Origin of the sequence: Saccharomonospora xinjiangensis XJ-54 (assembly GCF_000258175.1) — a bacterium.
Lineage (GTDB): Bacteria > Actinomycetota > Actinomycetes > Mycobacteriales > Pseudonocardiaceae > Saccharomonospora > Saccharomonospora xinjiangensis.
Genome location: NZ_JH636049.1, coordinates 2,960,289 through 2,984,700 on the forward strand (window position 1 = coordinate 2,960,289; position 24,412 = coordinate 2,984,700).

Genomic DNA, 24,412 nt, shown 5'->3' on the forward strand with positions numbered 1-24,412 from the left:
TCATGCTCCTGACAGGAGGCGACATCACCGCGTGACTATCACGGGTAGCGATGCGACATCCCCGAAACTGCCCGCTATCCACGATCCAGCAGCGCCGCCGCGCTCCGAGAGGCGACCACCGACCCGGCCGAGGGGCACCTTCGCGTCACTCGGAGTTCGCAACTACCGGCTCTTCTTCGGCGGCCAGATCATCTCCAACATCGGCACCTGGATGCAGCGCATCGCCCAGGACTGGCTGGTGTTCGAACTCAGCGGCTACAACCCCGTGGCACTCGGTGTGGCCGTCGCGTTGCAGTTCACGCCCACCCTGCTGCTGTCGCTGTGGGCGGGCGTGCTGGCCGACCGGGTTGACAAGCGCACGCTGCTCATGACCATCCAGACCGGCGTAGCGCTTCAGGCGCTCGCTCTGGGCTCGCTCGTGCTGAGCGGCACGGCGCAGCTCTGGCAGGTCTACGTCCTCGCCGTCGTGCTCGGGACGCTCTCCGCGCTGGAGGTGCCGGCACGGCAGGCGTTCGTTTCCGAAATGGTGGGCCGCGACCAGGTGGCGAACGCGGTGGCACTGAACTCCTCGATCTTCAACCTGGCTCGCATCGTCGGCCCTGCCATCGCGGGTTTCGTGATCGTGCTCGTCGGTACGGGCTGGCTCTTCGTCGCCAACGCCGTGAGCACCGTCGCCGTCATCGCGGGCCTCGCGTTGATGAACCCGGCCGAGCTGTTCCGCGTACCCGCTGTGGCCCGCGCGAGGGGGCAGCTGCGGGAGAGTCTCCGGTACATCAGGGGCAGGCCCGATCTGCTGACCGTGCTGGTGCTCGTGTTCTTCGTGAGCACGTTCGGCATCACGTTCTTCACGTCGCTGGCGATCGTGTCGGCCAACGTCTTCGGCACGGAGGCTGACGGCTACGGCCTGCTCTCGACGCTGCTGGCCGTGGGCACGTTCACCGGGGCGCTCGCCGCGGCGAGGCGGGGCAGCAGGGGTGGTGCGAGCCTGCGGGTGCTGCTCGTGTCGGCTGCCGCGCTCGGCGTCATCGAGCTGATCGGCGCGTTCATGCCGACGTATCTGACGTTCGGCCTCGCTCTCGTGCCGCTCGGCTTCGCCACCATGACGTTTCTGAACACCGCCAACGCCTTGGTGCAGACGACGGTGAGCCCGCAGATGCGGGGCAGGGTGATGGGACTCTACGTCCTGGTGCTGATGGGCGGTAACCCGCTCGGCGGGCCGATGACAGGCTGGCTGGCGGAGGCGCTGGGCGGGCGCTCGCCCTTCTACGTCGGAGGAGCGGTCGCGCTGCTTGCGGCGCTGGTGTGCGCGTACGTCGCGAACCGGGCCCGTCAGCAGAACGACGGGACACCCCTTGCCCGCGAATTGAGGCTAGGCTAACCTCAGTTTGTCGCTTCGTGGTGGGAGTGGCAGTCAGTTCGGGAAACGAGACGAGGCCCCGCACAGGTTCGTGCGGGGCCTCGTCCGGTTCAGCGGTACGGCGGGATGCCGGGTCAGCCGAGCAGCAGGCCGTTGCGACCAGCCTTGGCGTCCTCGAAGCGCCTGCCGATCTCGGCCCAGTCGTACACGTTCCACAGGGCGTTGATGTAGTCCGGCTTCACGTTCTTGTACTGCAGGTAGAAGGCGTGCTCCCACACGTCAACCAGCAGGATCGGCGTCGTGGGCAGGATCAGGTTGTTGTGGTGGTCGCGCAGCTGCTGGGTGATCAGCGTCTTGCCGATCGGGTCCCACGACAGCGCTCCCCAGCCGTTGCCCTGGATGGTGGTGCAGACCGCGGTGAACTGTGCCTTGAACTTGTCGAACGAGCCGAACGCCTCGTCGATGGCAGCGGCCAGCTCGCCGGTGGGCTTGTCGCCACCGTTCGGCGACAGGATCTTCCACCACACGACGTGGTTGGCGTGGCCCGCGAGGTTGAATGCCAGCGTGGTTTCGAGGCCGACGATCGAGGAGAAGTCGTTCGCCTCGCGCGCGGCGGCCAGCTTCTCCAGCGTCTGGTTGGCGCCGTTGACGTAGGTCTGGTGGTGCTTGCTGTGGTGCAATTCGTTGATCTCGCCGGAGATGTACGGCTCGAGGGCACCGTAGTCGTAGTCGAGGTCGGGAAGCTCGTACGTGGGCATGAGCCCTCCTTCGTATCTCGCGAACCAAGCCTTCTCGTCGCTGCCCAACCTAGTAGCCGCTGGGTGGGCGGGCTAACCGGGGCGTGACGTAGTTGACCTTGCAAAGTGGAGCTAGGTGGAGGTCAAGAGCCTGTTGCCACCAACACATCCGTGAGGGCTGGTGTGTTGGCTGTGCTGACCTGCGTTGGCGGCCACGTCAGTCGATCGGCCAGGAGTGCACGGGCTCGCCGGAACGCGACAACTCCAGGTAGCGCGTGAGCATGGTGGCGAGCGCGGCATCGCGGTCCATGCCACGTTCCTCGGCCCGCAGCACGGTGTCGCGCTGCCAGACACTTCCGGTGCGTTGCCGCAGGCACCGCTGCTCGATCACGCCGAGGTAGCGGTCGGCGACGGCGTCGGACACGTCGGAGTTCCGCAGGCCCTCCCTCGCCAGCGGCAGCAACACCCGCAACGCGAGTTCGTCCGGCGGTATCCAGCCGATGCCGGGCCAGTAGAGGTGCGCGTCGAAGCCGTTGCGAGCGCCCGCGTACAGGTTCTCCTCGGCCGCCTGGAACGACATCTGTGTCCACACGGGCCGCTCCTGCTCGGCCAGTGCTCGTTGCGCGCCGTAGAAGAACGTGGCGTTGGCCATCATGTCCAGCACGGTCGGCCCCGCGGGCAGCACGCGGTTCTCCACCCGCAGGTGCGGCCTGCCGTCAACCACGTCGTAGACCGGCCGGTTCCACCGCCACACCGTGCCGTTGTGCAGGCGCAACTCGGTGAGCTTCGGAACCTCGCCGGATTCGAGGGCCTCCATCGGGTCCTCGTCGTCGGTCTCCGGCAGCAGGCCGGGGAAGTAGCGGACGTTCTCCTCGAAAAGGTCGAAGATCGAGGTGATCCAGCGTTCGCCGAACCAGACCCTCGGCCGGACGCCCTGGTTCTTCAGCTCCTCGGGGCGGGTGTCGGTCGCCTGAAGGAAAAGCGGGATGCGGGTCTCGTGCCAGAGCGCCTTGCCGAGCAAGAACGGCGAATTCGCACCGAGCGCCACCTGCACGCCCGCGAGGCACTGCGCGGCGTTCCAGTGGGGAGCGAACTCCTCGGGCGCCACCTGAAGATGTAGCTGCACCGACGTGCACGCTGCCTCGGGAAGGATCGACTGGGCGAACGACCGGAGCCGTTCGGGTGCCCGCTCCGGAAGGCCGACGCCTTCGAGGGACAGCAGGGGCCGCTCACCCCGTGACGCGAGGATCTCCTCGTTGAGCAGCGAATAGCGTGCGCTGTTGGTCAGCCACTTCTCGTCGAAGTGTTCCGACTTCAACGTCGGCAGCACACCGATCATCGCAACGAGCGCGCCCGCTTCCCCCGCCTTGACGTGCGCCTTGTCGAGATAGCTGTCCAGCACCGATTCCAGTCTGAGAGCCGAGGTGCCGTCCAGCGGGCACGGGGGGACGTTCAACTCGATGTTGTGCTGCGACAACTCCGTCGTGAACGAGGCGTCGTCCAGCGCGTTCAGCACCGCCGTGTTGGACATGGAAGGGCGCATGTCCTCATCGACGAGGTTCAGTTCGACTTCGAGGCCGATGTGCTTGCGCGGGAACGTGAAGCTGCCGTCGGAGAGCATTCGCGCCAGAGTGTCCAGACAGCGCTGCACCTTGCGGCGGTAACGCCCCCGGTCCCTCGGGGTGAAGGCGTCCGGTGACACGTCCTTACCCATGGGATGTTCCTTCTCCTGCTCCAGCCTCGGCTCACCCGAACGCCTTGGCGTTGACCCCTTGCCAGGCGGCAACGTTGACACACCCGGAAAGCCGCGACTAGCGGCCAAACCGGTGCTCTCTGTCACCTCATCATCACCCAACGCACGTGGACGACCGTTCGTAGGACCGGGCTACCCAGCAATCGGAGTACCGACTCCCAGCGAGACGGTGGAGTGCGACACTCCGGGCGTGGCCGAGCTGACCGACATCATCGAGATCGACGACGCCGCGGACCAGCGTCTCGACGACTTCCGCGACCTCACCATCGCCGACCGAAGGCCCGACCGGCCCGGTGGGCGCGGACTGGTCATCGCGGAGGGAGTCGTGGTCGTGCGGAGGCTGCTCGCTTCTCCGTACCCGCCGCGCGCTGTGCTCGGTGTGCGCCGCAAACTGGACGAGCTGGCCACCGACCTCGCCGGGATCGGTGTGCCCGTGTACGCCACCTCTGCCAAGACCATGTCCGATGTGGTCGGTTTCCATCTCAACCGGGGAGTGCTGGCCGTGGCAAGCCGGGCCCCCGCACCGTCGTTCGACGAGATCGCCGGACGGTCGAGGGTGCTCGCGGTGCTGGAGGGGGTCAACGACCACGAGAACCTCGGTGCGCTGTTTCGCAACGCCGCCGCACTCGGCGTCGATGGTGTGCTGCTGGGCGCGGGCTGCGCCGATCCGCTGTACCGCAGGAGCGTGCGTGTGTCGATGGGGCATGTCCTCCGGGTTCCTTTCGCGCCGGTCCCGTGGCCGGAGGCGCTCGGCGACCTGCGACGGAGGGCTTTCCACATTGCGGCGCTGACGCCACGCGCCGACGCGGTAGCGTTGCGTGACGTGCGGGACGCCGGCTACCACCGCATCGCGCTGCTGCTCGGTTCGGAGGGACACGGCCTTTCGCGCGCGGCCATCGACGCCGCCGACAGCGCGGTGCGCATTCCGATGGCGTCGGGTGTGGACTCGCTCAACGTCGCAACGGCGGCCGCTGTTGCGTTTTACGAGCTGACGAGGTGAGGTCAGGCCGGGTGAGCGGGTGTGAATGAGGCCGAACTTGTGGTGCGAGACGACCACGCCGTCATCATTGGCGTCGCGCCGCGTGGGAGTGGCGGGACGGAGGAAGGCCGCGAGGTCGGTGACTCCGTTCCGGCCACCGCGACCACCGAGGCCGTCGGCGGGAAGGCGCACGACGACGTCGGCAGCGGCGGGAGTCGTGAGGACGTCGGGGGCGGGGGTGCTCGTGAGGTTGGGGGCGGCTTCGGGAGTCGTGAGGACCTCGGCAGAGGTGAGAGCCGCGAGAGCAGGGATGCGCGCGACGACGCCGGGGGCGGCGAGAGCTGTGAGGACGCCGGGCACGGCGAGGCTCGTGGTGACAGTGACAGTGACAGTGACGGTGACAGCGGCAGCGGCGGGAGTCATGAGGCCGTCGAAGGCGGTGAGAGCCGCCAGGACGGCGAGGGCGGCCCGAGCACATCGGCGATCACGTCGGCCTCGGCAGCCGGGACACGAGGTGGCGACCGTCCCGCCACTCGCCTCGACGACCTCGTCGGCGCCGACCTCGCCGAAGCTCTCGAAGAATGGGCCCGGGTGTGCACGGCCGTTCGGCGTACCGCGGGCGGGGCAGGCAGGGAGGTCGTGTCCCGCAGGGGCAGGCAACTGGTCGGCAGAGTGGCGACGGTGCTCGGGCAGCCCGTGTGGTACCGCGATCCGATGACCGACGAGACGACGCTCGTTCAACCACCGCCTGCGCCACGTGTGCGGGCAGAGCGGGCGGCGGCCGTTTCGCCTTCGCTGCGGGACGCGCCCGTTGCGGACCCGACGCCGTGGGGCACGGGGCTGACGGTCGCCGGTTTCGTCGCGGTGTTCGTCGTCGTGGCGATGCTCGCGCTGGCTTCCTCTCTCGCGGCGGAGACGGCGGGGTGGGTCGCCGTCGTCGCCGCGGCCGTCGTGACGGGAGGGCTCGCCCCTTCGCTATGGCTGGGCCGTCGCGTTGCCGTGGTGCGGTGGATCGTGCTCGGTGCCGTCGTAGGCACGGCGCTGTCCTGGATCGGAGTCCTGCTGATCGCCTTCGCATGAGCCGAAGCCGTGTCCGCACGTCCTGCACGCGTGTTGGTACTTCCCGTGCGTGTGTCCGCACCTGCCGTGCATGTGTCGGCACTTCAGGTATGTGCGTCCACTTCCAGGTGATCTTGCCGCCGTAACCCGCCAACATCAGTGCGCAGGATGCCAATGCATGTGCGCAGGGTGCGGACACGCGTGCGCAGGGTGCCAATACATGTGCGCAGGGTGCGGACACGCGTGCATAGGGTGCGGACACGGCGTTGAGGTCACCCGGCATCCGGCCACTCCGGTGTGCTGATCGGGTCGCGGGTACGGGTTGGACCGATCGGAGCACCGGGTAGTTTGACTCCATGTCTTCCGCCACGCATGCAGACTCGCCCCACGTCGTGGTCACGGGGGGCTGCGGCTTCATCGGACGCGCGGTCGTCGCCGCGTTCCGGCGTCGCGGCGCACGGGTGACGATCGTGGACCGAGAACCCGTGCCGCCACACGACGAAGGAGTCGTCGCGGTACAGGGCGATCTGGCGGACCCACGGGTACGGGAACGCGCGATTGTGCCGGGCACCGACGGGATCATTCACCTCGCCGCTGTCACCTCCGTTTTGCGTTCCAAGGAGATGCCAGCGAAGACGTATGCGGAGAACGTCGCCATCACGCACGAGCTGCTGGAACTGGCTCGGATGCACGGCGTCCGCCGTTTCGTTCTCGCCTCGACCAACGCGGTGGTCGGCGATGTCGGCACGAGAACCATCACCGAGGACATGCCGTTGCAGCCGCTCACGCCGTACGGCGCAACCAAGGCGGCCTGCGAGATGCTGCTGTCCGGTTACGCGGGCACCTACGGCATGACCACCTGCGCGCTGCGCTTCACCAACGTCTACGGCCCTGGCATGAGCCACAAGGACAGCTTCGTGCCCCGTCTCATGCGAGCCGCGCTCTCGGACGGCGGGGTGAAGGTCTACGGCGACGGATCGCAGCGGCGCGACCTGGTCTTCCTCGACGACGTGGTGCGTGGCATCGAACTCGCCTGGGACAGCGGGCACGTCGGAAGGGCCATCGTCGGTGCGGGCCGTTCGGTGTCGGTGCTGGAACTGATCGAGACGGTGAGGGAGGTCACCGGCTGCCCGATCCCGGTCGAACACGTTCCCGCGCCGGGTGGTGAGATGCCCGCGGTGGTTGTGGACGTCTCCCGCAGCGCGGAGACCATCGGGTACCGTCCGACGTTCAGTCTGCGCGACGGTCTGGCGGCCACCTGGCAGTACTTCCTCGACAACGACAGGCAGAAAGTGTTCTGAGTGACGGGCTTCCTCCGCCGCCACTGGCTGCTGCTCGTCCTGCTCGCCGGTGGCATCACGCTGCGTGTGCTGGTGTGGCTGGCCTACGAGCCTGCGCTGCTCTACATCGACAGCTTCCGCTATCTAAACAACCTGGACGCTCTGCGCCCGACGGATCTGAACCCGCTCGGCTACACCGTGGTGCTGAAGGTGCTGTTCGCCTTCGGCGGGCTCGCGTTCGTCCAAGCGATACAGCATGTGCTCGGCGTGCTGCTCGCGGTGTCGCTGTACGCGCTGACCCTGAGATACACCTCCCGGCGCTGGATCGGTGCGCTCGTTGCCGCGCCGGTGTTGCTCGACGCGTATCAGTTGCAGATCGAAGCGCTCATCATGTCGGAGGTGTGGTTCCAGGCGCTGCTGGTCGGCGTTCTGTGGGCCCTGCTCGGCCGTGCCGGACACAGTGAACCCTCCTGGTGGAGGGCCGGTCTCGCGGGAGTCCTCATCGGGCTCGCCGTCATCACGAGGACCATCGGCTTCACGCTCGTCGTGCCGATGGTGGCCTATCTCGTGCTGGCAGGCGGGGCGTGGCGCAGCAAGGCCGGGTGGAAACGTATCGGTGTGCGTGGCGCGGCCGGCCTGCTCGGGGTCGCCGCGGTGCTGTTCCCGTACTCGGCGTACTTCTATTCACAGGCAGGGCACTGGGGCTTGACGGGAGCCACCGGCAACGTGCTGTACGGGCGCGCGGCCAGCATCGCGGACTGCTCCGAACTGCCCCGGAACGACGCCGGGTTGCAGCTCTTCTGCCCCGACGAGCCGATCGAGGCACGGCAAGGGATTGACTACTACACGCACGTTGTGTACGGAAACCCGGAGTGGCCACCGCAGGGGCTTCCCGACGCGCGGAGCAAGGAGCAGCTGGCCAACCAGTTCGCCAAGGAAGTGTTCCTGAACCAGCCGTTCGACTTCACGGGGTCGATCCTGAGGGACTTCGCGAAGAACTTCGACCCCGTCAAGCGCACACATCACAACGACGTGCCTGTCGAACGCTGGCACTTCCAGCTCACGTACCCGTACTACGACATCGGTGACGCGACTGTCGAGGAGTACAACGCGACGACGTACGCCTACGACGGGGTGTTGCCGCGCGCGGACTCCGGCCTCACCGCTTTCCTGCGCGGCTATCAGCTCGGTGGCGGTTACACGTGGGGTCCGCTGCTGGCGGTTTTCGGCCTGCTCGGCCTGCTCGCCTCGGCCGGGGTCGGGCGTGCTCGCCGGTCCGGCCTGAGGGGGGCGGCACTGCTCGCCACGGGCAGTGGTTTGATCATCCTGCTCGGAGCGGCTTCGTTCGAGTTCTCCTGGCGGTACCAACTTCCCGCGCTCGTACTTCTCCCACTCGGGGGTGCGCTCGGACTCGCCGCGATCATCGGTGCGCGCGGCGATTCGACCGGCGCGGCGAAAGGACGGAGGCCCACATTGGACGACTACCCCGACGACATCGACGCAGAGGCTGTTGCCGACTTCCGGCAGCGCTACGGCAACAGCCCGCTGACACCGCTGGTGGTGGTGATCGCGGCCTACAACGAGGCGAAGGGCATCGGGGCGGTGCTGAGGGGAATGCCGACGCACTGCGGTGACCTTCCGGTGTCCACACTCGTCGTCGTGGACGGTGCGACGGACAACACCGCCGAGGTGGCAGGCGAGGCGGGCGCGTACGTGTGTGTCGCCAAGCGCAACCGAGGTCAGGGTGCCGCCCTGCGCCTCGGGTACCACCTCGCCACCGAATGCGGGGCGCGCTACATCGTCACCACCGACGCCGACGGGCAGTACGACAACAACGAGATGCCGATGCTCGTGAAGCCGCTTCTGGACGACACGGCTGACTTCGTCACCGGGTCTCGCAGGCTCGGCAGCTACGAGCACGACAGTGCCGTGCGCTGGCTCGGCGTGCGGGTTTTCGCGTGGCTCGCCTCACTTCTGACCCTGCGTAAGATCACCGACACGTCGTTCGGTTTCCGTGCCATGAAGGCCGAGCTCGCCACGTCGGTGACCTTGCGCGAACCGCAGTACCAGTCGTCGGAGCTGCTGCTCGGCGTCATGGCACGAGGTGCGCGGGTCCTTGAGGTGCCGATGTCCATGCGGCTGCGCAACAACGGCACGAGCAAGAAGGGCCGCAGCCTGAAGTACGGCGCCAACTACGCGCGGGTCATGACGGGGACTTGGCTACGCGAATACGTGTTGCGTGGCGGAAAACGAGCCGGTCGAGCAGTGCGAACTTCATGACGAACACGACGGCGTAGCTTCCGAGGAACACCGCGTCGAGCACCACGATGCGAACGAAGCCGGAGAGGTTCAGCGGCTCGGTGAGCCAGCCCGCGAACGTGGTGAGGCCCACCGAGGCCAGACCGGCGAGGCCGATCACCACGAAGTAGGGCAGGAGTTCGCTTCTCACCGGTGGCGTGCCCCTGCGGCCCCAGGCCCAGCGCCGGGCGAGGAAAAAGTTGGGGATGGCTCCCGCGACGAACGCGAGGGCGCTGGCGAGTACGGGCGCGGCACCCCACCACAGCAGCCCGATCAGGGTCACCTGGCTGATGCCGGTGGCCAGCGCGGAACTCGTCGCGGCGCGGAACAGCCTGACCAGCAGGCGGGGCCGGGAAGACGTCGTCGCCTGCGCTTGGCCTGCGGACGTCGAAGCGGTGCTCACCACTCCATTGTGCATACCCGCCATTCAGGTGGCGTCGAAACGTCCGTATCCTCCGTGCGGGTTGATCCGTGCGCCCGAGTGGTACACGGTAGAGCTAATAGATAGGACCAGTGCACCAGAAGAAGATCGAGTCCAGGTGCACTGTCAAGTAACGATCTGGAGGCAGTCGAGTCGTGCGAGTCCTCGTTCTCGGTGGTGACGGATACCTGGGGTGGCCGACAGCCCTCCACCTCTCGGATTGCGGGCACGACGTCGCCGTCGTTGACAACTACGCCCGGAGAAAGTACGACGAGGAACTCGGCTCCCAGAGCCTCGTCCCGATCGAGGACCTCGAGGTCCGCGTCGCGGCGTGGAAAGAGGTCTCCGGCAAGGAGATCCCCGTGTTCGTGGGTGATCTGCTCGACGCCGAGTTCGTGTACCGGGTGGTACGGGAGTACGAACCCGACACGATCATCCACTTCGCCGAGCAGCGGGCAGCCCCGTACTCGATGATCGACCGCGAGCACGCCGTCTACACGCAGCACAACAACGTGATCGGCAACCTCAACGTCATGTACGCCATCGCCGAGATCAACCCGGAGATCCACCTGGTGAAGCTCGGCACCATGGGCGAGTACGGCACACCCAACATCGACATCGAGGAGGGCTGGATCGAGATCGAGCACAACGGTCGCAAGGACCGGATGCTCTTCCCGAAGAAGCCGGGCTCGTTCTACCACCTCTCCAAGGTTCACGACTCGCACAACATCGAGTTCGGCTGCCGCATCTGGGGTATGCGCGCGACCGACCTCAACCAGGGTGTCGTGTACGGGCAGCAGACCGACCAGACGGCTCGCGACCCGAGGCTGGCGACCCGGTTCGACTATGACGCCGTGTTCGGCACGGTGCTGAACCGCTTCGTCATCCAGGCCGCGCTCGGCCAGCCGCTCACCGTGTACGGCAAGGGCGGGCAGACGCGGGGCATGCTCGACATCCGCGACACCGTCGAATGCCTGCGACTGGCCGTGGAGAACCCGGCCGACCGCGGCGAGTTCCGCGTGTTCAACCAGATGACCGAGAGCTTCTCGGTGAAGCAGGTCGCCGAGTTGGTCGCCGAGACCTATCCGGGCTCCGTGGAGATCGACTACCTCGAGAACCCGCGCTGGGAACTCGAGGAGCACTACTACAACGTGAAGCACACGGGGCTGATCGACCTCGGTCTCAAGCCGCACCTGCTCTCCGACACGCTGATCGAGTCGCTGTTCCCCATCGTCGAGGAGAACAAGCACCGCGTGGACCTCGAACTTCTCCTGCCGAAGGTGAAGTGGGCCAGCGCGAAGAACTCCTGACCTGAGTCAGGTGTCCGCAGCCTGCGCGTGGGAAACCGCGTCGCAGGCTGCGGACCCGTGTGCGTGGCAGGTGGGATACGCCAAGCCGGGTTGTCAGGCTCAGCATCATGCTCAGCCTCGTTGGCTGCGCACTCCGAGCAGGACGTCCTCCCACGCGGGCACGGTGGGATGTCCCTTCTTGCCGCGTGCCGTGGTGGCCGCCGTCGGCTGTTCGGGCACAAGGCCGCCGCCAGCCTGCCTCGCGGGCAACGGCGACGACGTGTGGGACGTGCCGTCCCCGGTGTCCTCAGCGTCCTCGATGGGCGAGGGGATGGGAGCCTCGATCACCGTGGCTCCCACACGCGAAGGCAGATCCGCCACCTCACCGGTGTCGCGCTGGACGTCGTCACGCTGACCGACCGCCCTCGGCGCGCGGTGCGATTCGGGGTCGAGCAGCGTCTCCGCCAGCTCGTCGAGTGCTGCGACGGTGCCGCCGTGAGCGCCGGGGGAGAAGGTCCACCGTGCCCTGTTGTCCGAGCGGCCCGCGGTCCAGGTGAGGCCGACGATCCACTTTCCCTCGTCGGAGCGCCATGCGTCCCAGCTCGCCTGCGTGTAGTCCTGCCCGCGCAGCGCGAAGGAGTGAGCGACGATCTCGCCGAGTGTCCGCACGTCGGGGCCGTCCTCACGAGCCGGGTGAGCCCGCTGTGCCAGCTCGGCTGTGCGGGCCCGCTCGGCCAGCACCGGGTAGGCGAACCGTTCGACCCTGGCCGGGGACATGCCCGCGGCGGACGCGACCTCCTCGACGGACTCTCCCGCCCGGATGCGGGCCTGGATCTCGCGTGGGCGCATCGTGTTCTCCTGCTCGATCTCGATCTGGCCGAGCCGGGCGATGTCACCACGTGCTGCCGCGCGCAGCCGTTCGTCAGCAGGCAGGAGGAATCGCTCGCGGCGCTCAGGGTCTTCGCACACGATGGACTTGCCGTCCTCGTGCAACCCGACCACTCGTAGCGTTCGCATTCCCGCCTCCGAAAGACATCACCTGTGTGGGTGTCCACGGTAGAACGGCGCGTCGCCTTGACGGGTGAGGCGCGCCGGACTCCCTGTACATCCGTGATCGATCGTGCTCGATACGGCCCACAAGCCAGTGCCGACGCGCCGGACTACCCACTTCTCAATCAGGCGAATCTCTTGATCACGCTTATGCGATGTTCTCCACAACCCATTCGACGCATCGGGTGAGTGCGGTGACGTCGTCCGGTTCGATAGCGGGGAACGTGCCGACGCGGAGCTGGTTACGGCCGAGCTTGCGATACGGCTCCACGTCCACGATGCCGTTGGCACGCAACGTCTTCGCGACCACGGAGGCATCGACGGAGTCGTCGAAGTCGATGGTGCCGACCACCTGGGACCGCAGCGCGGCGTCGCTCACGAACGGCGTGGTGTAGGAGGTCTTCTCGGCCCACTCGTACAGCCTGCTCGACGATTCGCGGGTGCGTGCGGTGGTCCAGTCGAGCCCGCCGTGCGACAGCATCCACTCGATCTGGTCGGCGAGCAGGAACAGCGTGGCCACCGCGGGCGTGTTGTAGGTCTGGTCCTTGCGCGAGTTGTCGAGTGCGGTGGGCAGCGACAGGAAGTCGGGCACCCAGCGGTCGGTGGCGCCGATCTCGTTCACCCGCTCGATCGCGGCCGGTGACATGAGCGCGATCCACAGCCCGCCGTCCGAGGCGAACGACTTCTGCGGCGCGAAGTAGTACACGTCGAACTCGGAGGCATCGACGGGAAGGCCGCCCGCGCCGGAGGTGGCGTCGATGGCGACGAGGGCGCCCTCGCTGCCTTCCGGCCTGCGGACACCGACGGCGACTCCGGTGGAGGTCTCGTTGTGAGCCCACGCGACCAGGTCGGCGCCCTGCTGGTACGCGATCTCCGGCGCGCTGCCCGGCTCGCCCTTGACGACGATCGACTCACCGAGGAACGGCGCCTTGTCGGTCACCTTGGCGAACTTCGACGAGAACTCGCCGTAGGTGAAGTGCTGTGCGCGCTCGCGCACGAGCCCGAACGCCGCCGCGTCCCAGAACGCCGTGGTGCCGCCGTTTCCGAGGACGACCTCGTAGCCGTCGGGCAGCCGGAACAGCTCGGTGAGTCCGGCGCGGACCCTGCCGACGAGGGACTTCACCGGCTTCTGCCGATGGGAGGTACCGAGGACGTTCGCTCCGTCCTTGGCGAGGTTGGCCAGTTGCTCGGGGCGCACCTTGGATGGCCCGCACCCGAACCGGCCGTCGGAGGGCTTGAGGTCCGCCGGCAAGGTGAGGTCAGCGGCTGTGGCGGGTTCGGTCATGCTCCTCAGTCTTCCACGTGCGGTCCGGATCGTGAATGGCCCGTCTCACCCCTCGGACGGGGCCTGCGCGCTCGGCTGCCATCCGCGCTCATCGACACCTCCGGGGACGGGCGCGCTCGGGTCGTAGGGCGTGCGCGTGAACACGAAGGTGGCGAGGTCGAGGTGGTGCGGCTTGCCGTCGGCGGCCCTCACCACGGTGAGTGTCTCACCGGCGTAGTAGCCGTCGAGGCCGAGCCAGCGGTCCTCGCCGAGAGGCCGGAATCGAGACCCTCGGCCTGCGCCCGTGGCGGGATTCAGGTCGAGCCAGCCGTTCGGCAGCACCCTGAGGTGGTACGGCGAGGGACCCCAGTGCCACAGCCCGGTGAGGTCGAGCAGCGCGGGCTCGATCGGCGAAGGCCGCCACTCGGCGGGCAGCGGAGGTTCGTAGTCGTCGGCCATCGCGATGAGATCGTTCGTGAGCGAGAGGATGCCGACACCCGATGTCGTGTTGGCGAACGCGACGGCGCCGGTGCGGGTGGCCGGGTCGATCATCGTGCAGGCGAGGAAGCCCGGCATCGACCCGGTGTGTCCTGCGAGGCGCTTGCCGTTCGCGTGGACGAGCTGGAGACCGAGCCCGTAGCCGGAGGTCCACGCGCCGCTGTCGTCGATCACCGCGGCCTCGCGCATCTCCGCCACCGTGTCGGAATGCAGGACCTCTCCGGTGTCGCCGCCGACGAAGGCGGTCCAGCGCGCGAGGTCCTCGACGCAGGACCACAGCTGACCCGCGGGTGCCATGGCTCCCGCGTCGTGCTCCGGCTCGGGAAGGACGACGTCGGCGAAGGGGTGCACCGCGTAGCCCGTCGCATGCCTGCCGTCGGGGCGGTCCGTGGTGTGGGACATCGAGAGCGGCTGGAGGATCTCGCGCCGGACGGCGTCGAGCCACGTGGTGCCCCGCAGTCTGGCGACCAATTCGCCGAGCACGCCGTAGCCGACGTTGGAGTAGTGAAACCGCCGTCCCGCACGGTGCTTGACCTCGTCGGGCCCGAGGCTCGCGTTCAGTTCGGCCCACGTACCTCCCGGTGTGCGTTCCCACCACGCTCCCGGCGACTCCGAGGTGAGCCCGCTGGTGTGGGCGAGCAGTTGGGCCACGGTCACGTCGCCGAAGTCGGTGCCCGGCACGTGGGTGTCGATCGGGTCGCCAAGGCGCAGCCTCCCCTCGTCGCGCAGCCGCATGACCACGGCGGCGACGAGTGACTTGGTGATCGAGCCGATGCGGTACTGCGTGAGGTTGTCGGGCGCTGCCGAACCCACCTCGCCACGCGCGGCCGACCAGACGAGTTCGCCGTCGCGGATCACGGCGGCCACGAGGGACGGCGCGCGGCCGGACACCTGTTCGGTGGCCACGCGGCGGAGCAGAGCGAGTTCGGTGGTTGGCAGCATGCGGGCTATTCTGCCGCGCGGTCTCGCGTGTGGGGCGACTGCCCGGATCGTAACCGGTGGATCACCAGACCGACGGCGGCGAGCAGCAGGGTGAGCAGCACGGTGCCGAGGTTGAGGCCGAGCCCGTTCGTGAACACGAAGGTGAGGGCTCCGGCGAAAAGGCAGTAGTAGATCATTGGGATGATCGTTTTGCGAATGGTCTCGCCTTCCCTGCCCAGCAGGCCGACGGTGGCCGACGCCGCGACGACGTTGTGGACCGTGATCATGTTGCCTGCGGCGCCCCCGACGGCCTGTCCTGCCACGATGCGCTCCGGTGTCACGCCGATCTGCTCGGCGGTGGAGAACTGGAACAACGAGAACATCAGGTTGCTCACGGTGTTGCTCCCCGCGACGAAGGCACCGAGCGCGCCGATCCACGGTGTCAGCACCGGCCAGGCGTCGCCGACGGCCGAGGCCGCGCCGTCGGCGAGGGTCAGCGGCATGCTCTCGAATCCGCTGGAGTTGTCGCCGGAGTTGATGAACACCCGCACGAGCGGCAGCGCGAACAACAGGGCCACGGCGGTGCCCGCGAGTTGCCTGCCCGCGACCTTCCACGACGCGGCGATCTGCGCACGGGTCATGCGGTGCAGCGCGTAGGCGGACACACTCGCCACGATGAAGACGAATCCGGGCAGGTAGAACGGTTGGAGGCTCTCGTCGATGCCGGTGCCGAGGATGGCGTCGAAGTCGAGGGACAACCCGGTGAGGAAGTCGGTGAGCGGGGTGACGGTCCTCGTCAGCACGAGCAGGGCCGCCACGAGCAGGTAGGGCGCCCAGGCGCGTGCCGGGTGCATCCGGCGGCCCGCGACGCCGGTCTCCGGGGTCACCGTTCCGGTCCAGCCCGGCAGCCAGCTCTCCCGAGGAGCGAAGTCCCACGGTTGCTTCGGCAGGAAGAGGCCCCTGCGAGCGGCGGTGACCACGACGGCCAGCCCGGCGAGACCGCCGAGCAGTGACGGGAACTCGGGGCCGAGCACCGCCGCGACCACGACGTAGGGCACCGTCATCGCCAGCGCCGAGAAGAGGGCGAACTTCCACACGCCGAGCCCGTCGGCGAACCTCGCCGCCCTCGGCCTGTCGGCCGCCCCGAAGAATCCGGTCAGCAGGCACACCAGCATGAGCGGCAGGAGTGTGCCGATCAGGGCGTGGACGACGGCGGCGTCGAGCGCGATGCTCGCGATGTAGTCGGGCATCGAAAGGCCCAGTGCCGAGGCGCGCTCCTCGACGGCGGGACTGCCGCCGAGCCCGTCGGTGACGCCGACGAGGATGGGGGTGCCGACGGCGCCGAACGTCACCGGAGTGCTCTGGATGACCAACCCGACGAGCACGGCGGCCATCGCGGGGAAGCCGAGGGCGAGCAGCAGCGGCGCGACGACGGCGGCCGGGGTGCCGAACCCGGAAGCGCCCTCGATGAAGCTGCCGAACAGCCAGCCGATGATCACGGCCTGGACGCGGCGATCGGGACTGATGTCGGTGAAGGTCGCGCGGATGGTGGCGAGCGCGCCGCTTCCGGACAGCGTGCCGAGCAGCAGCAACGCGCCGAAGACGATGTAGAGCAGCCCGATCGCCAGCACGAGCCCTTCGATGCTCGACGCGGCGATGACGACCGGCTCGACACGCCACACGAACGCGGCGATGCCCACGACGACGGCGAAGCCGACGGGCATCGCGTACTTGGCAGGCCAGCGAAGGCCGACGAGGAGGAAGCCGACGATCGCGATGGGGGTCAGCGCGACCAGACTCAGCACTGCCAGGTTGTCCGTGGCCGCGGCTGTGTCCATGCCCGTGTCGCCCATGTCCTGCCCGCCCCGCCTTCGTCGGTGGTTCAGGTGCCCTTCCGCCAAGCGAAATATGTCGTCCGCTCTCGCGCGGTGTTACCGGGATCACACAGTGTTACAGCGGGCATGATCTTCGTCAATAGTTCGAGTGGCGAACGGACCGCCATAGCATGAGCCGATGCGAACGACGGTGACGACCAGCGACGGTGTGCGGCTGTCGGTGCGGGTGCGCGGTCCCGAACACGCTCCGACGCTGGTGTGCGTGCACGGATACCCCGACAACGCGACGCTGTGGGACGGCGTCGTGGCCCACCTGCCGGACGACCTGCGGGTGGTCACGTACGACGTGCGCGGCGCGGGGCAGTCCGATCGGCCTCGCGCCCGCGAGGCGTACCGCCTCGACCGGCTCGCCGAGGATCTACGGGCGGTGGTGGACGCCACCTCGCCACGGCGTCCTGTCCACCTGCTCGCCCACGACTGGGGCTCCATCCAGGCGTGGCACGCGATCGCGGGACCGTGGCTGCCCGGCAGGGTCGCGTCGTTCACCTCGATCTCCGGTCCCTCGCTCGACCACGCCGCTCGCTGGCTGCGGTCGGGCCTGCGGCGACCGGGAACGCTCGGTGCGGTGCTCGCCCAGCTGGCGAAATCGTCCTACCTCGCGTTCTTCCGAATGCCGGTGCTGCCGGAACTGGCCTGGCGCACGGGCATCGCCTCCGCCGTACTGCGCAGGCGAGAGCCTGCGGAGAACGCACCCGTGACGGCCGACGCCGTCTTCGGCCTCAACCTGTACCGGGCGAACATCCGTGCCGGTGAGCGGCGCAGGCCGGTCCCCGTCGATGTTCCGGTTCAGGTGCTCGCGCCGCGCGACGACCCGTTCGTCGGCGTGCCGTTGCAGACGGAGGTGGCGGAGCTGGCGCCGAACCTCAGGGTGCGGCGCATCCCCGGCGGCCACTGGGTCGTGCGCTCCGATGCGGCACGGGTGGCCTCGGCGACGGCCGAGTTCGTCGCGCACGTCGAGGGTGGAGCGGAAACGCGGGCGCTGAGGAGGGCGCGCAGGGCAGCGTTGCGCGTCGGCAGGTTCGACGGACGGCTCGTGGTCGTCACCGGTGCGGCGAGGGGTATCGGCAAGGCCACGGCGCTGGCCTTCGCGAGAGAAGGCGCCGATCTCGTGCTCGCCGACGTCGATGCCGAGTCACTCGCCGAGACGGCCCACACCGTGCGGTCGGCAGGGGTGACGGTGGCGGCACACCACGTCGATGTCGCCGACGGGGAGGCCATGCGGGCCTTCGCCGATGCCGTCGTCCGCGACCTCGGTGTGCCCGACGTGGTGGTGAACAACGCGGGCATCGGGATGGCCGGGCCGCTTCTCGACACGACGGAGGAGGAGTGGAGGCGGCTGCTCGACGTGAACTTCTGGGGTGTGCTGCACGGATGCAGGCTCTTCGCGCCGCACATGGTGGCCAGGGGCGAGGGCGGCCACCTCGTCAATCTCGCGTCGATGGCGGCGTTCCTGCCCAACCCCATGCTGCCCGCGTACTCCACCGTCAAGTCGGCCGTGCTGATGCTGTCGGAGTCGCTGCGAGCTGAACTCGCCGCGTCGGACGTCGGGGTCAGCGCCGTGTGTCCCGGATTCGTCGCCACTGACATCGTCGCCTCGACACGTTTCACCGGCACCGACGACGCGGAGCAGCAGCGCAGGAGGCAGCGTGCCCAGCGCTTCTACACCGCGCGCAACGCCCGTCCGGAACTCGTGGCGAAGGATGTGCTGCGGGCCGTGGAGAACGACCTGCCTGTGGTGACACCCACCGCGGAGGCGAAGGCCGCGCGCCTGCTCGCCCGCTGGGCTCCGGGGCTCGTGCGCGCAGCCTTGCGCCGGGTCTGAAGCGTCAGGCTCCTGTGGCTCCTGCCACCCGATCCCAGCCGCGCACCTCGCGCGGGGCCCGTGGACCGGGGCCGACGTAGCTCGCCGAGGGCCGCACAAGCCTGCCCGTGCGCTTCTGCTCCAGGATGTGGGCGGCCCAGCCCGCTGTCCGTGCCGCCGTGAACATCGCGGGCATCATGGCGGGGGGCACCTCGGCGAAATCGAGGATCACCGCGGCCCAGAACTCGACGTTGGTCTCGATGGCCCTGTCCGGCCGCCGTTCGCGCAGCTCCGCGAGCGCGGCCTGTTCGAGCTGGGCCGCCACCTCGTACCGCTTCGCGTTCAATTCCCGGCAGGTGCGCCGCAGCACCCTCGCCCTCGGGTCCTCGGCGCGGTACACACGGTGCCCGAAGCCCATCAGCCGTTCCTTCTTGTCGAGGATGCTCTTCACGACGGCGCGCGCGTCGCCGGTGCGTTCGACCTCCTCGATCATCGGAAGCACCCGCGCAGGCGCGCCACCGTGCAGCGGGCCCGACATGGCTCCGATGGCGCCGGAGAACGCCGCGGCGACGTCGGCTCCCGTCGAGGCGATCACCCGCGCGGTGAAGGTGGACGCGTTGAGCCCGTGCTCCGCGGCCGAGACCCAGTAGGCGTCGAGCGCCTTCACGTGAGCGGGGTCGGGCTCGCCTCGCCAGCGGACCAGGAATCGTTCTGTGGTGCCTTCGGCCTCCGCGACGCGGGACTCCGGCACGGCGGGAAGGTCGGGGCGGAGGCTGCCGCGCGCCGACTGCGCGATGAACGATAGAGCGGTGGCGGACACGCGCGCGACCTGCTCGCGGGCGTCGGCATCGGAGATGTCGAGCAGCGGGCCGAGACCCCATCGCGGGGCGAGCGCGGGCAGCGCCGACTGGACGTCAGCGCGTACGTCGCCGCTGCGGACGGGAATGGGAAACGGTTCGTCGGCGGTCGGCCCGGTTTCGAAATGGCCATCGACAAGCAACCCCCAGACGTCGCCGAAGCCGACCGCGCCCGCCAGTTCTTCGATGTCAACGCCGCGATAACGCAGCGCTCCTCCGTCTCGGTCGGGTTCGGCGATCTCGGTGCGGAACGCGACAACGCCTTCGAGGCCGGGGCGGAAACCGTCGTCCGGTTCGCCGGCCCCCGCCGCGCCTGTCGTCTGCCCGCTCGTCGAGGTGGATGTCATGGCGTGGACCTTTCGTGCGAGTCGGTCTTCACTGGCGCGGGAGGTCACGCTTCACACGCCTCGTCGCGCGTAGGCAAGTGACTTTGCCCGTGTTACTGAGAGGTAGCAATCAAAACGACGGTGGTTTCGGTCACGATTCCGAGAACGATTCAGAATTCGCTTCTCCTCGCTGAGTGGGCCCAGTCACCATTCACGCACTTTCGCGTCCCTGTGAGACCATTTACCGTCGGCCACAAGCCGGGGAGATCAGGTAGGTGCGGGAGGTTGCGATGACCGAAGTCGGGAACGGCGCTGAGAACGTGCGTGACACGGATGTCAACGCTGCCGACGGCCTCGTCGATGTCGCTGTGCGACTACCCGCCATGCGGGTCGCCTACAACGGCGGCTCTCTCGACGAGTCGGATCTCGCGCCGACCTGGACCGAGCAGCTTCAGCGCTGGCTCGACGAGGCGCTCGCACACGGCCTTCCCGAGCCCAACGCCATGGTGCTGGCCACGGCCGACGCCGACGGCCTCCCCTCCTCACGCACGGTGCTGTGCAAGGGGCTCGACGCGCGCGGCATCGTTTTCTACACCAACTACACCTCCGCGAAGAGCCACGACCTCACGGTGACGCGGTATGCGTCCGCCACATTCCCCTGGTACCCGCTGCACCGGCAGGTGCACGTCCGGGGCGAGGTGGAGAAGGTGGGCCCCGCGGAGACGGCGGAGTACTGGGCGACGAGGCCGCGCGGTTCGCAGCTCGGTGCGTGGGCGTCGCCGCAGTCGCAGGTCGTCGATGGCAGGCGTGACCTCGACACCGCGTTGAGGGCCATCGAGCGCCGGTTCCACGACGTCGAGCGGATTCCGGTGCCGCCACACTGGGGTGGCTGGCGTATCCGGCCCGAGGTGGTCGAGTTCTGGCAGGGCAGGCAGGACCGGCTCCACGACCGGCTGCGTTTCGTCCGCACCGAGGACGGCTGGCGGGTTCGCCGCGTCGCCCCCTGAGCCCGCGCGAGTGTCCGGTCGCGGGTAGGGCGACGCCGACGAGACCAGGTCGTTAGCTCGGCTAAGCTTCGCCCGTGGCCGAACAGACATCCCCGGCGCGGCCCGCGCCCCGAGGACGTGTCCGCAGGATTGCCGGCGCGGTCGTCGCCGACCGGAGGCCACTGAGGATTCCGGCGTTCCGGCGGCTGTGGCTCAGCTCGGTCGTGACCGCACTCGGCAGCCAGTTGACGGCCGTGGCCGTGCCCAAACAGATCTACGACATCACCGGCTCCTCGGCATATGTCGGCCTCACCGGGTTGTTCGGGCTCGTGCCGCTGCTGGTGTTCGGGCTGTGGGGCGGGGCCGTCGCCGACACGGTGGACCGGCGTTCGCTGCTGCTCGTCACCAACGTCGGTATCGCCGTCACCGCACTGCTGCTGTGGGCGCAGGCGTTCGCCGGGCTCGACTCGGTGTGGGTCGTGCTCGTGCTGTTGAGCGTCAACCAGGCGTTCTTCGCCGTGAGCATGCCGACGCGGCAGGCCGTTGTCGCGCGTCTCGTGCCCGAGCATCTGCTGTCGTCCGCCGCCGCGCTGACCAGCACCGTGATGACCTTCGGCGCGGTGTTCGGGCCGATGGCCGCAGGCGCGTTGCTGCCGGTCATGGGGCTTTCGACCCTGTACCTCGTGGACACGGCCGCGCTCTTCGCCGTGTTGTGGGCGATCTGGCGGCTGCCGTCCCTGCCGCCGCTCTCCGGCAAGATCCGGACGGCAGGGCTGCGTGACGTCGTCGTGGGATTCCGTTACCTGACGACGCAGAAGGTGCTGCTCGCCTCGTTCGTCGTGGATGTCATCGCGATGGTCGCTGGCATGCCACGGGCGCTCTTCCCCGAGCTGGCTGAGCGGACCTTCGGCGACCCGCCCGGCGGTGGGACGGCGCTCGGCTGGCTGTTCGCGGGAATCCCGCTCGGTGCGCTCCTGCTGGGGCTGATGTCAGGGTGGGCGCATCGGATCAGCAGACACGGTGTGGCCGTCGTGGCGGCGATCGCGGTGTGGGGCGCCGCCATGGTGGGATTCGGGCTCGCGCAGTCACTGTGGCTCGCGGTGGTGTTCCTCGCGATAGGCGGGGCCGCCGACATGGCCAGCGCCATCTACCGGCAGGCGATCCTCCAGACGGCCGCGACGGACGAGATGCGGGGGCGGATGCAGGGCGTCTTCACCGTGGTGGTCGCGGGCGGGCCGAGGCTGGCCGACCTGACGCACGGGTGGGCTGCCGCCGGAGTGGGAACCGCCGCGGCGACGGCGGGCGGAGGAGCGTTGGTGATCGTCGGCGTCGTGGTGGCCGTGCTCCTGCTGCCCACGTTCTGGCACTACCGAGCCCGGACGGGAGCCGAACCCCGCCCCTGACGCCCCCGATCTGCGAACACCGGTACCGCAAGTGCCAACACCCGTGCGTGAGGTGCGGACACGGCACGCAGCGTCTCGTGTCATCGGTATCGTCTGCGGCATGGCGAATCCGACGGGGGAACAGTTCGAGCTGACGAGGGGCGGCGCTCGCGCCGTCGTCACCGAGATCGGCGCCGGACTGCGGGCTTTCGAGATCAACAAAGTTCCTTACCTTGAGACGTTCGACGCGGAGGAGGCGCCACCGAAGGCGGCGGGCCAGGTGTTGCTGCCGTGGCCCAACCGCACCAAGGGCGCGCGCTGGACCTACGAGGGCGAGCCGCAGGAACTGGAGGTCACCGAGGAGGCGAGGGGTAACGCCATCCACGGTCTCGTTCGCCGCAAGGAATGGGAGCTGCTGGAACACGGTGAGTGGTTCATCCGGCTCGCCGTGGAGGTCGGGGCGGAGGCGGGATGGCCGGTCCCGCTGCACGCGGAGATCACCTACGAACTCGCCCCTCGCGGGCTCACCGTCACACACGAGGTACGCAACGAGGGGGACAAGCCGGTCGGCTTCGGAGTTGGCACGCACCCCTACCTGCGGATCGGCGATGTGCCCACCGACGACCTCACGCTGACGCTCGCGGCGTCGCGCGTGCGCCCCCACGTCGCCGACGAGCAGTTGCCCTTCGGTGAGGAGACCGACGTCGAGGGCACCGACCACGACCTGCGGGGCGGTCGCATCGTGGGCGGCCTCGACCTCGACACGGCGTTCGGCGGGCTCGTGCCCTACGACGACGGCAGGTACCACCACCTGCTGTCCCACCACGACACCACGCTCGACCTGTGGACCGACACCGACTTCGGCTGGGTGCAGGTGTTCACGCCGTCCGACTATCCGGGGCGGGGAAGGGCGATCGCGATCGAGCCGATGACGTGTCCCGCCGACGCGCTGAACTCGGGAACCGACCTCATCGATCTCGAACCCGGGGCTTCCTGGCGTGCCTCGTGGGGCATCGCCGTCCACATTCGTTAGCGTTGCGAACCATGACGACTGCGATCATTGGTGGCTACGTTGTCCCCGTCGAGGGGCAGCCCATCGACGGCGGCACGGTACTCCTGGAGAACGGCAAGATCCTCGCTGTCGGCACGCAGGCCGAGGTCGATGTGCCGGACGGGGCGGAACTCGTCGATGCCTCCGGCTCCTGGGTCCTGCCCGGCTTCATCGACGCGCACGCCCACCTCGGTGTCCACGAGGACGGCGAGGGCTGGTCGGGCAACGACACCAACGAGATGACCGACCCGAACGGCGCCCGTTTCAGGGCTCTCGACGGCATCGACCCCTACGAGGTGGGGTTCGACGACGCGCTCTCGGGCGGTGTCACCAGCGTGGTGATCAAGCCTGGCTCCGGCAACCCCATCGGCGGCCAGACGGTGGGCGTGAAGACCTGGGGCCGCACGGTGCTCGACATGGTGTTCGCCGAGCACGTCAGCGTGAAGAGCGCGCTCGGGGAGAACCCCAAGCGCGTCTACGGTGACAAGGACAAGACGCCATCCACCCGGCTCGGTGTCGCCGCGGTGCTGCGGGAGGCGTTCACCAAGGCCCGTAACTACGCGGCCCAGCGCGACGCCGCCGCAGCCGAGGGCAAGCCGTTCGAGGTGGACCTGACGTTGGAGACGTTGACGCGCGTCCTCGACGGCGAGCTGTACTGGGACCAGCACACGCACCGCGCCGACGACATCGTGACGGCGGTGCGGATCGCCGAGGAGTTCGGCTACAAGCTCGTCGTGAACCACGGCACCGAGGGCTACCTCATCGCCGACTTCCTCGCGGAGCGGAACGTCCCGGTGATCCTCGGGCCGCTGTTCACCAGCCGGAGCAAGGTCGAGCTGCGCCACCGTACGCTGCGGTCGGCAGGCATCCTCGCCCGCGCCGGTGTGCAGCTGGCGATCACCACGGACCACCCGGTCGTCCCGATCAACTTCCTCGTCTACCAGGCCGCACTCGCCGTCAAGGACGGGCTCGACCCGGAGACGGCCCTGCGGGCGCTGACGGTCAACCCGGCCAGGATCCTCGGTCTCGACGACCGCGTCGGCGCACTCAAGCCCGGCCTCGACGCCGATGTCGCGATCTGGTCGGGCGACCCGCTCGACGTGATGAACCGCGCCCTGCGCGTGTTCGTGCGGGGCCGCGAGGTGTACCACTACGACGAGGCGGCAGGCGAGGGTGTGGTCGCCGACCGCCGCTATCGCGAGTGAGCG

19 protein-coding genes are annotated in these 24,412 nt (G+C 68.6%); 11 read left to right on the forward strand and 8 right to left on the reverse strand.

The window, feature by feature from the left end:
* Positions 1–31 precede the first annotated feature (31 nt).
* Positions 32–1,378: an MFS transporter gene (locus tag SACXIDRAFT_RS13295; RefSeq protein ID WP_006239083.1), complete on the forward strand. Its 1,347-nt coding sequence runs from the start codon at positions 32–34 to the stop codon at positions 1,376–1,378.
* Positions 1,379–1,491: 113 nt separating this feature from the next.
* Here SACXIDRAFT_RS13295 and SACXIDRAFT_RS13300 read toward each other — a convergent pair whose 3' ends face one another.
* Together SACXIDRAFT_RS13300 and SACXIDRAFT_RS13305 are read right to left on the reverse strand one after the other, a co-directional pair.
* Positions 1,492–2,115, reverse strand: coding sequence for a superoxide dismutase (locus tag SACXIDRAFT_RS13300; RefSeq protein WP_006239084.1), 624 nt, complete (start codon positions 2,113–2,115; stop codon positions 1,492–1,494).
* Positions 2,116–2,311: 196 nt separating this feature from the next.
* Positions 2,312–3,808, reverse strand: a complete 1,497-nt coding sequence (locus SACXIDRAFT_RS13305; protein ID WP_006239085.1) for a glutamate-cysteine ligase family protein — start codon at positions 3,806–3,808, stop codon at positions 2,312–2,314.
* 238 nt (positions 3,809–4,046) lie between these two features.
* On the opposite strand from SACXIDRAFT_RS13305, the gene SACXIDRAFT_RS13310 reads away from it, so the two are divergent.
* The 4 genes from SACXIDRAFT_RS13310 to SACXIDRAFT_RS13325 all read left to right on the forward strand — a co-directional run bounded on the left by SACXIDRAFT_RS13310 (position 4,047) and on the right by SACXIDRAFT_RS13325 (position 9,445).
* Positions 4,047–4,847 carry a TrmH family RNA methyltransferase gene (locus SACXIDRAFT_RS13310; protein WP_040922644.1) on the forward strand — a complete coding sequence of 267 codons (801 nt, stop codon included), beginning with the start codon at positions 4,047–4,049 and terminating at the stop codon, positions 4,845–4,847.
* A gap of 21 nt (positions 4,848–4,868) precedes the next feature.
* The gene (locus SACXIDRAFT_RS23590; protein ID WP_006239087.1) at positions 4,869–5,906 is read left to right on the forward strand and encodes a DUF2537 domain-containing protein; all 1,038 of its coding nucleotides are present in this window, start codon (positions 4,869–4,871) and stop codon (positions 5,904–5,906) included.
* Positions 5,907–6,241: 335 nt separating this feature from the next.
* Complete coding sequence (locus tag SACXIDRAFT_RS13320) at positions 6,242–7,186, forward strand: NAD-dependent epimerase/dehydratase family protein (protein WP_006239088.1); 945 nt, start codon at positions 6,242–6,244, stop codon at positions 7,184–7,186.
* Positions 7,187–9,445: a glycosyltransferase family 2 protein gene (locus SACXIDRAFT_RS13325; protein WP_006239089.1), complete on the forward strand. Its 2,259-nt coding sequence runs from the start codon at positions 7,187–7,189 to the stop codon at positions 9,443–9,445.
* On the opposite strand, the gene SACXIDRAFT_RS13330 is transcribed toward SACXIDRAFT_RS13325, so the two are convergent.
* Complete coding sequence (locus SACXIDRAFT_RS13330) at positions 9,369–9,890, reverse strand: GtrA family protein (RefSeq protein WP_006239090.1); 522 nt, start codon at positions 9,888–9,890, stop codon at positions 9,369–9,371. The two genes, SACXIDRAFT_RS13325 and SACXIDRAFT_RS13330, sit on opposite strands and share 77 nt — an antisense overlap.
* A gap of 149 nt (positions 9,891–10,039) precedes the next feature.
* On the opposite strand from SACXIDRAFT_RS13330, the gene SACXIDRAFT_RS13335 reads away from it, so the two are divergent.
* Complete coding sequence (locus SACXIDRAFT_RS13335) at positions 10,040–11,194, forward strand: NAD-dependent epimerase/dehydratase family protein (protein WP_006239091.1); 1,155 nt, start codon at positions 10,040–10,042, stop codon at positions 11,192–11,194.
* Between the two features lie 111 nt (positions 11,195–11,305).
* On the opposite strand, the gene sepH is transcribed toward SACXIDRAFT_RS13335, so the two are convergent.
* The 4 genes from sepH to SACXIDRAFT_RS13355 form a co-directional block, all read right to left on the reverse strand.
* Entirely contained in the window at positions 11,306–12,190 is an 885-nt protein-coding gene (sepH, locus tag SACXIDRAFT_RS13340) for a septation protein SepH (protein WP_006239092.1), read from the reverse strand.
* 181 nt (positions 12,191–12,371) lie between these two features.
* Entirely contained in the window at positions 12,372–13,508 is a 1,137-nt protein-coding gene (gene serC / locus SACXIDRAFT_RS13345; RefSeq protein ID WP_006239093.1) for a phosphoserine transaminase, read from the reverse strand.
* A gap of 45 nt (positions 13,509–13,553) precedes the next feature.
* A complete protein-coding gene (locus tag SACXIDRAFT_RS13350) occupies positions 13,554–14,927 on the reverse strand; it encodes a serine hydrolase domain-containing protein (protein ID WP_006239094.1) in 1,374 nt (457 codons plus the stop codon).
* Between the two features lie 5 nt (positions 14,928–14,932).
* Positions 14,933–16,744 (reverse strand): L-lactate permease, encoded by a 1,812-nt coding sequence (locus tag SACXIDRAFT_RS13355; RefSeq protein WP_040922646.1) that lies wholly within the window; start codon positions 16,742–16,744, stop codon positions 14,933–14,935.
* A gap of 175 nt (positions 16,745–16,919) precedes the next feature.
* Here SACXIDRAFT_RS13355 and SACXIDRAFT_RS13360 point away from each other — a divergent pair, with 175 nt between their 5' ends.
* Complete coding sequence (locus tag SACXIDRAFT_RS13360; protein WP_006239096.1) at positions 16,920–18,623, forward strand: SDR family oxidoreductase; 1,704 nt, start codon at positions 16,920–16,922, stop codon at positions 18,621–18,623.
* 4 nt (positions 18,624–18,627) lie between these two features.
* Here the strand turns inward: SACXIDRAFT_RS13360 and SACXIDRAFT_RS13365 are convergent, their stop codons facing one another.
* Positions 18,628–19,806, reverse strand: coding sequence for a citrate synthase 2 (locus SACXIDRAFT_RS13365; protein WP_006239097.1), 1,179 nt, complete (start codon positions 19,804–19,806; stop codon positions 18,628–18,630).
* 269 nt (positions 19,807–20,075) lie between these two features.
* Between SACXIDRAFT_RS13365 and pdxH the strand changes: the two genes are divergently transcribed.
* From pdxH to SACXIDRAFT_RS13385, 4 genes are all read left to right on the forward strand, one after another.
* Positions 20,076–20,792 (forward strand): pyridoxamine 5'-phosphate oxidase, encoded by a 717-nt coding sequence (pdxH, locus tag SACXIDRAFT_RS13370; protein WP_006239098.1) that lies wholly within the window; start codon positions 20,076–20,078, stop codon positions 20,790–20,792.
* A 74-nt stretch (positions 20,793–20,866) separates the two neighbouring features.
* A complete protein-coding gene (locus SACXIDRAFT_RS13375) occupies positions 20,867–22,174 on the forward strand; it encodes an MFS transporter (protein WP_006239099.1) in 1,308 nt (435 codons plus the stop codon).
* A 100-nt stretch (positions 22,175–22,274) separates the two neighbouring features.
* Positions 22,275–23,186 carry an aldose 1-epimerase family protein gene (locus tag SACXIDRAFT_RS13380; protein ID WP_006239100.1) on the forward strand — a complete coding sequence of 304 codons (912 nt, stop codon included), beginning with the start codon at positions 22,275–22,277 and terminating at the stop codon, positions 23,184–23,186.
* A gap of 11 nt (positions 23,187–23,197) precedes the next feature.
* Positions 23,198–24,409, forward strand: a complete 1,212-nt coding sequence (locus tag SACXIDRAFT_RS13385; RefSeq protein WP_006239101.1) for an amidohydrolase — start codon at positions 23,198–23,200, stop codon at positions 24,407–24,409.
* The last annotated feature ends 3 nt before the right edge of the window (positions 24,410–24,412 follow it).

What these genes read in the sequence shown, in the direction of transcription:
- SACXIDRAFT_RS13380 (WP_006239100.1), top strand. Translation starts at nt 22,275, where the DNA reads ATGGCGAATCCGACGGGGGAACAGTTCGAGCTGACGAGGGGCGGCGCT.
- SACXIDRAFT_RS13360 (WP_006239096.1), top strand. Translation starts at nt 16,920, where the DNA reads ATGCGAACGACGGTGACGACCAGCGACGGTGTGCGGCTGTCGGTGCGG.
- SACXIDRAFT_RS13365 (WP_006239097.1), bottom strand. Translation starts at nt 19,806, where the DNA reads ATGACATCCACCTCGACGAGCGGGCAGACGACAGGCGCGGCGGGGGCC.
- serC (WP_006239093.1), bottom strand. Translation starts at nt 13,508, where the DNA reads ATGACCGAACCCGCCACAGCCGCTGACCTCACCTTGCCGGCGGACCTC.
- SACXIDRAFT_RS13350 (WP_006239094.1), bottom strand. Translation starts at nt 14,927, where the DNA reads ATGCTGCCAACCACCGAACTCGCTCTGCTCCGCCGCGTGGCCACCGAA.
- pdxH (WP_006239098.1), top strand. Translation starts at nt 20,076, where the DNA reads ATGACCGAAGTCGGGAACGGCGCTGAGAACGTGCGTGACACGGATGTC.
- SACXIDRAFT_RS13355 (WP_040922646.1), bottom strand. Translation starts at nt 16,744, where the DNA reads ATGGACACAGCCGCGGCCACGGACAACCTGGCAGTGCTGAGTCTGGTC.
- SACXIDRAFT_RS13320 (WP_006239088.1), top strand. Translation starts at nt 6,242, where the DNA reads ATGTCTTCCGCCACGCATGCAGACTCGCCCCACGTCGTGGTCACGGGG.
- SACXIDRAFT_RS13300 (WP_006239084.1), bottom strand. Translation starts at nt 2,115, where the DNA reads ATGCCCACGTACGAGCTTCCCGACCTCGACTACGACTACGGTGCCCTC.
- SACXIDRAFT_RS13330 (WP_006239090.1), bottom strand. Translation starts at nt 9,890, where the DNA reads ATGGCGGGTATGCACAATGGAGTGGTGAGCACCGCTTCGACGTCCGCA.
- SACXIDRAFT_RS13385 (WP_006239101.1), top strand. Translation starts at nt 23,198, where the DNA reads ATGACGACTGCGATCATTGGTGGCTACGTTGTCCCCGTCGAGGGGCAG.
- SACXIDRAFT_RS13305 (WP_006239085.1), bottom strand. Translation starts at nt 3,808, where the DNA reads ATGGGTAAGGACGTGTCACCGGACGCCTTCACCCCGAGGGACCGGGGG.
- sepH (WP_006239092.1), bottom strand. Translation starts at nt 12,190, where the DNA reads ATGCGAACGCTACGAGTGGTCGGGTTGCACGAGGACGGCAAGTCCATC.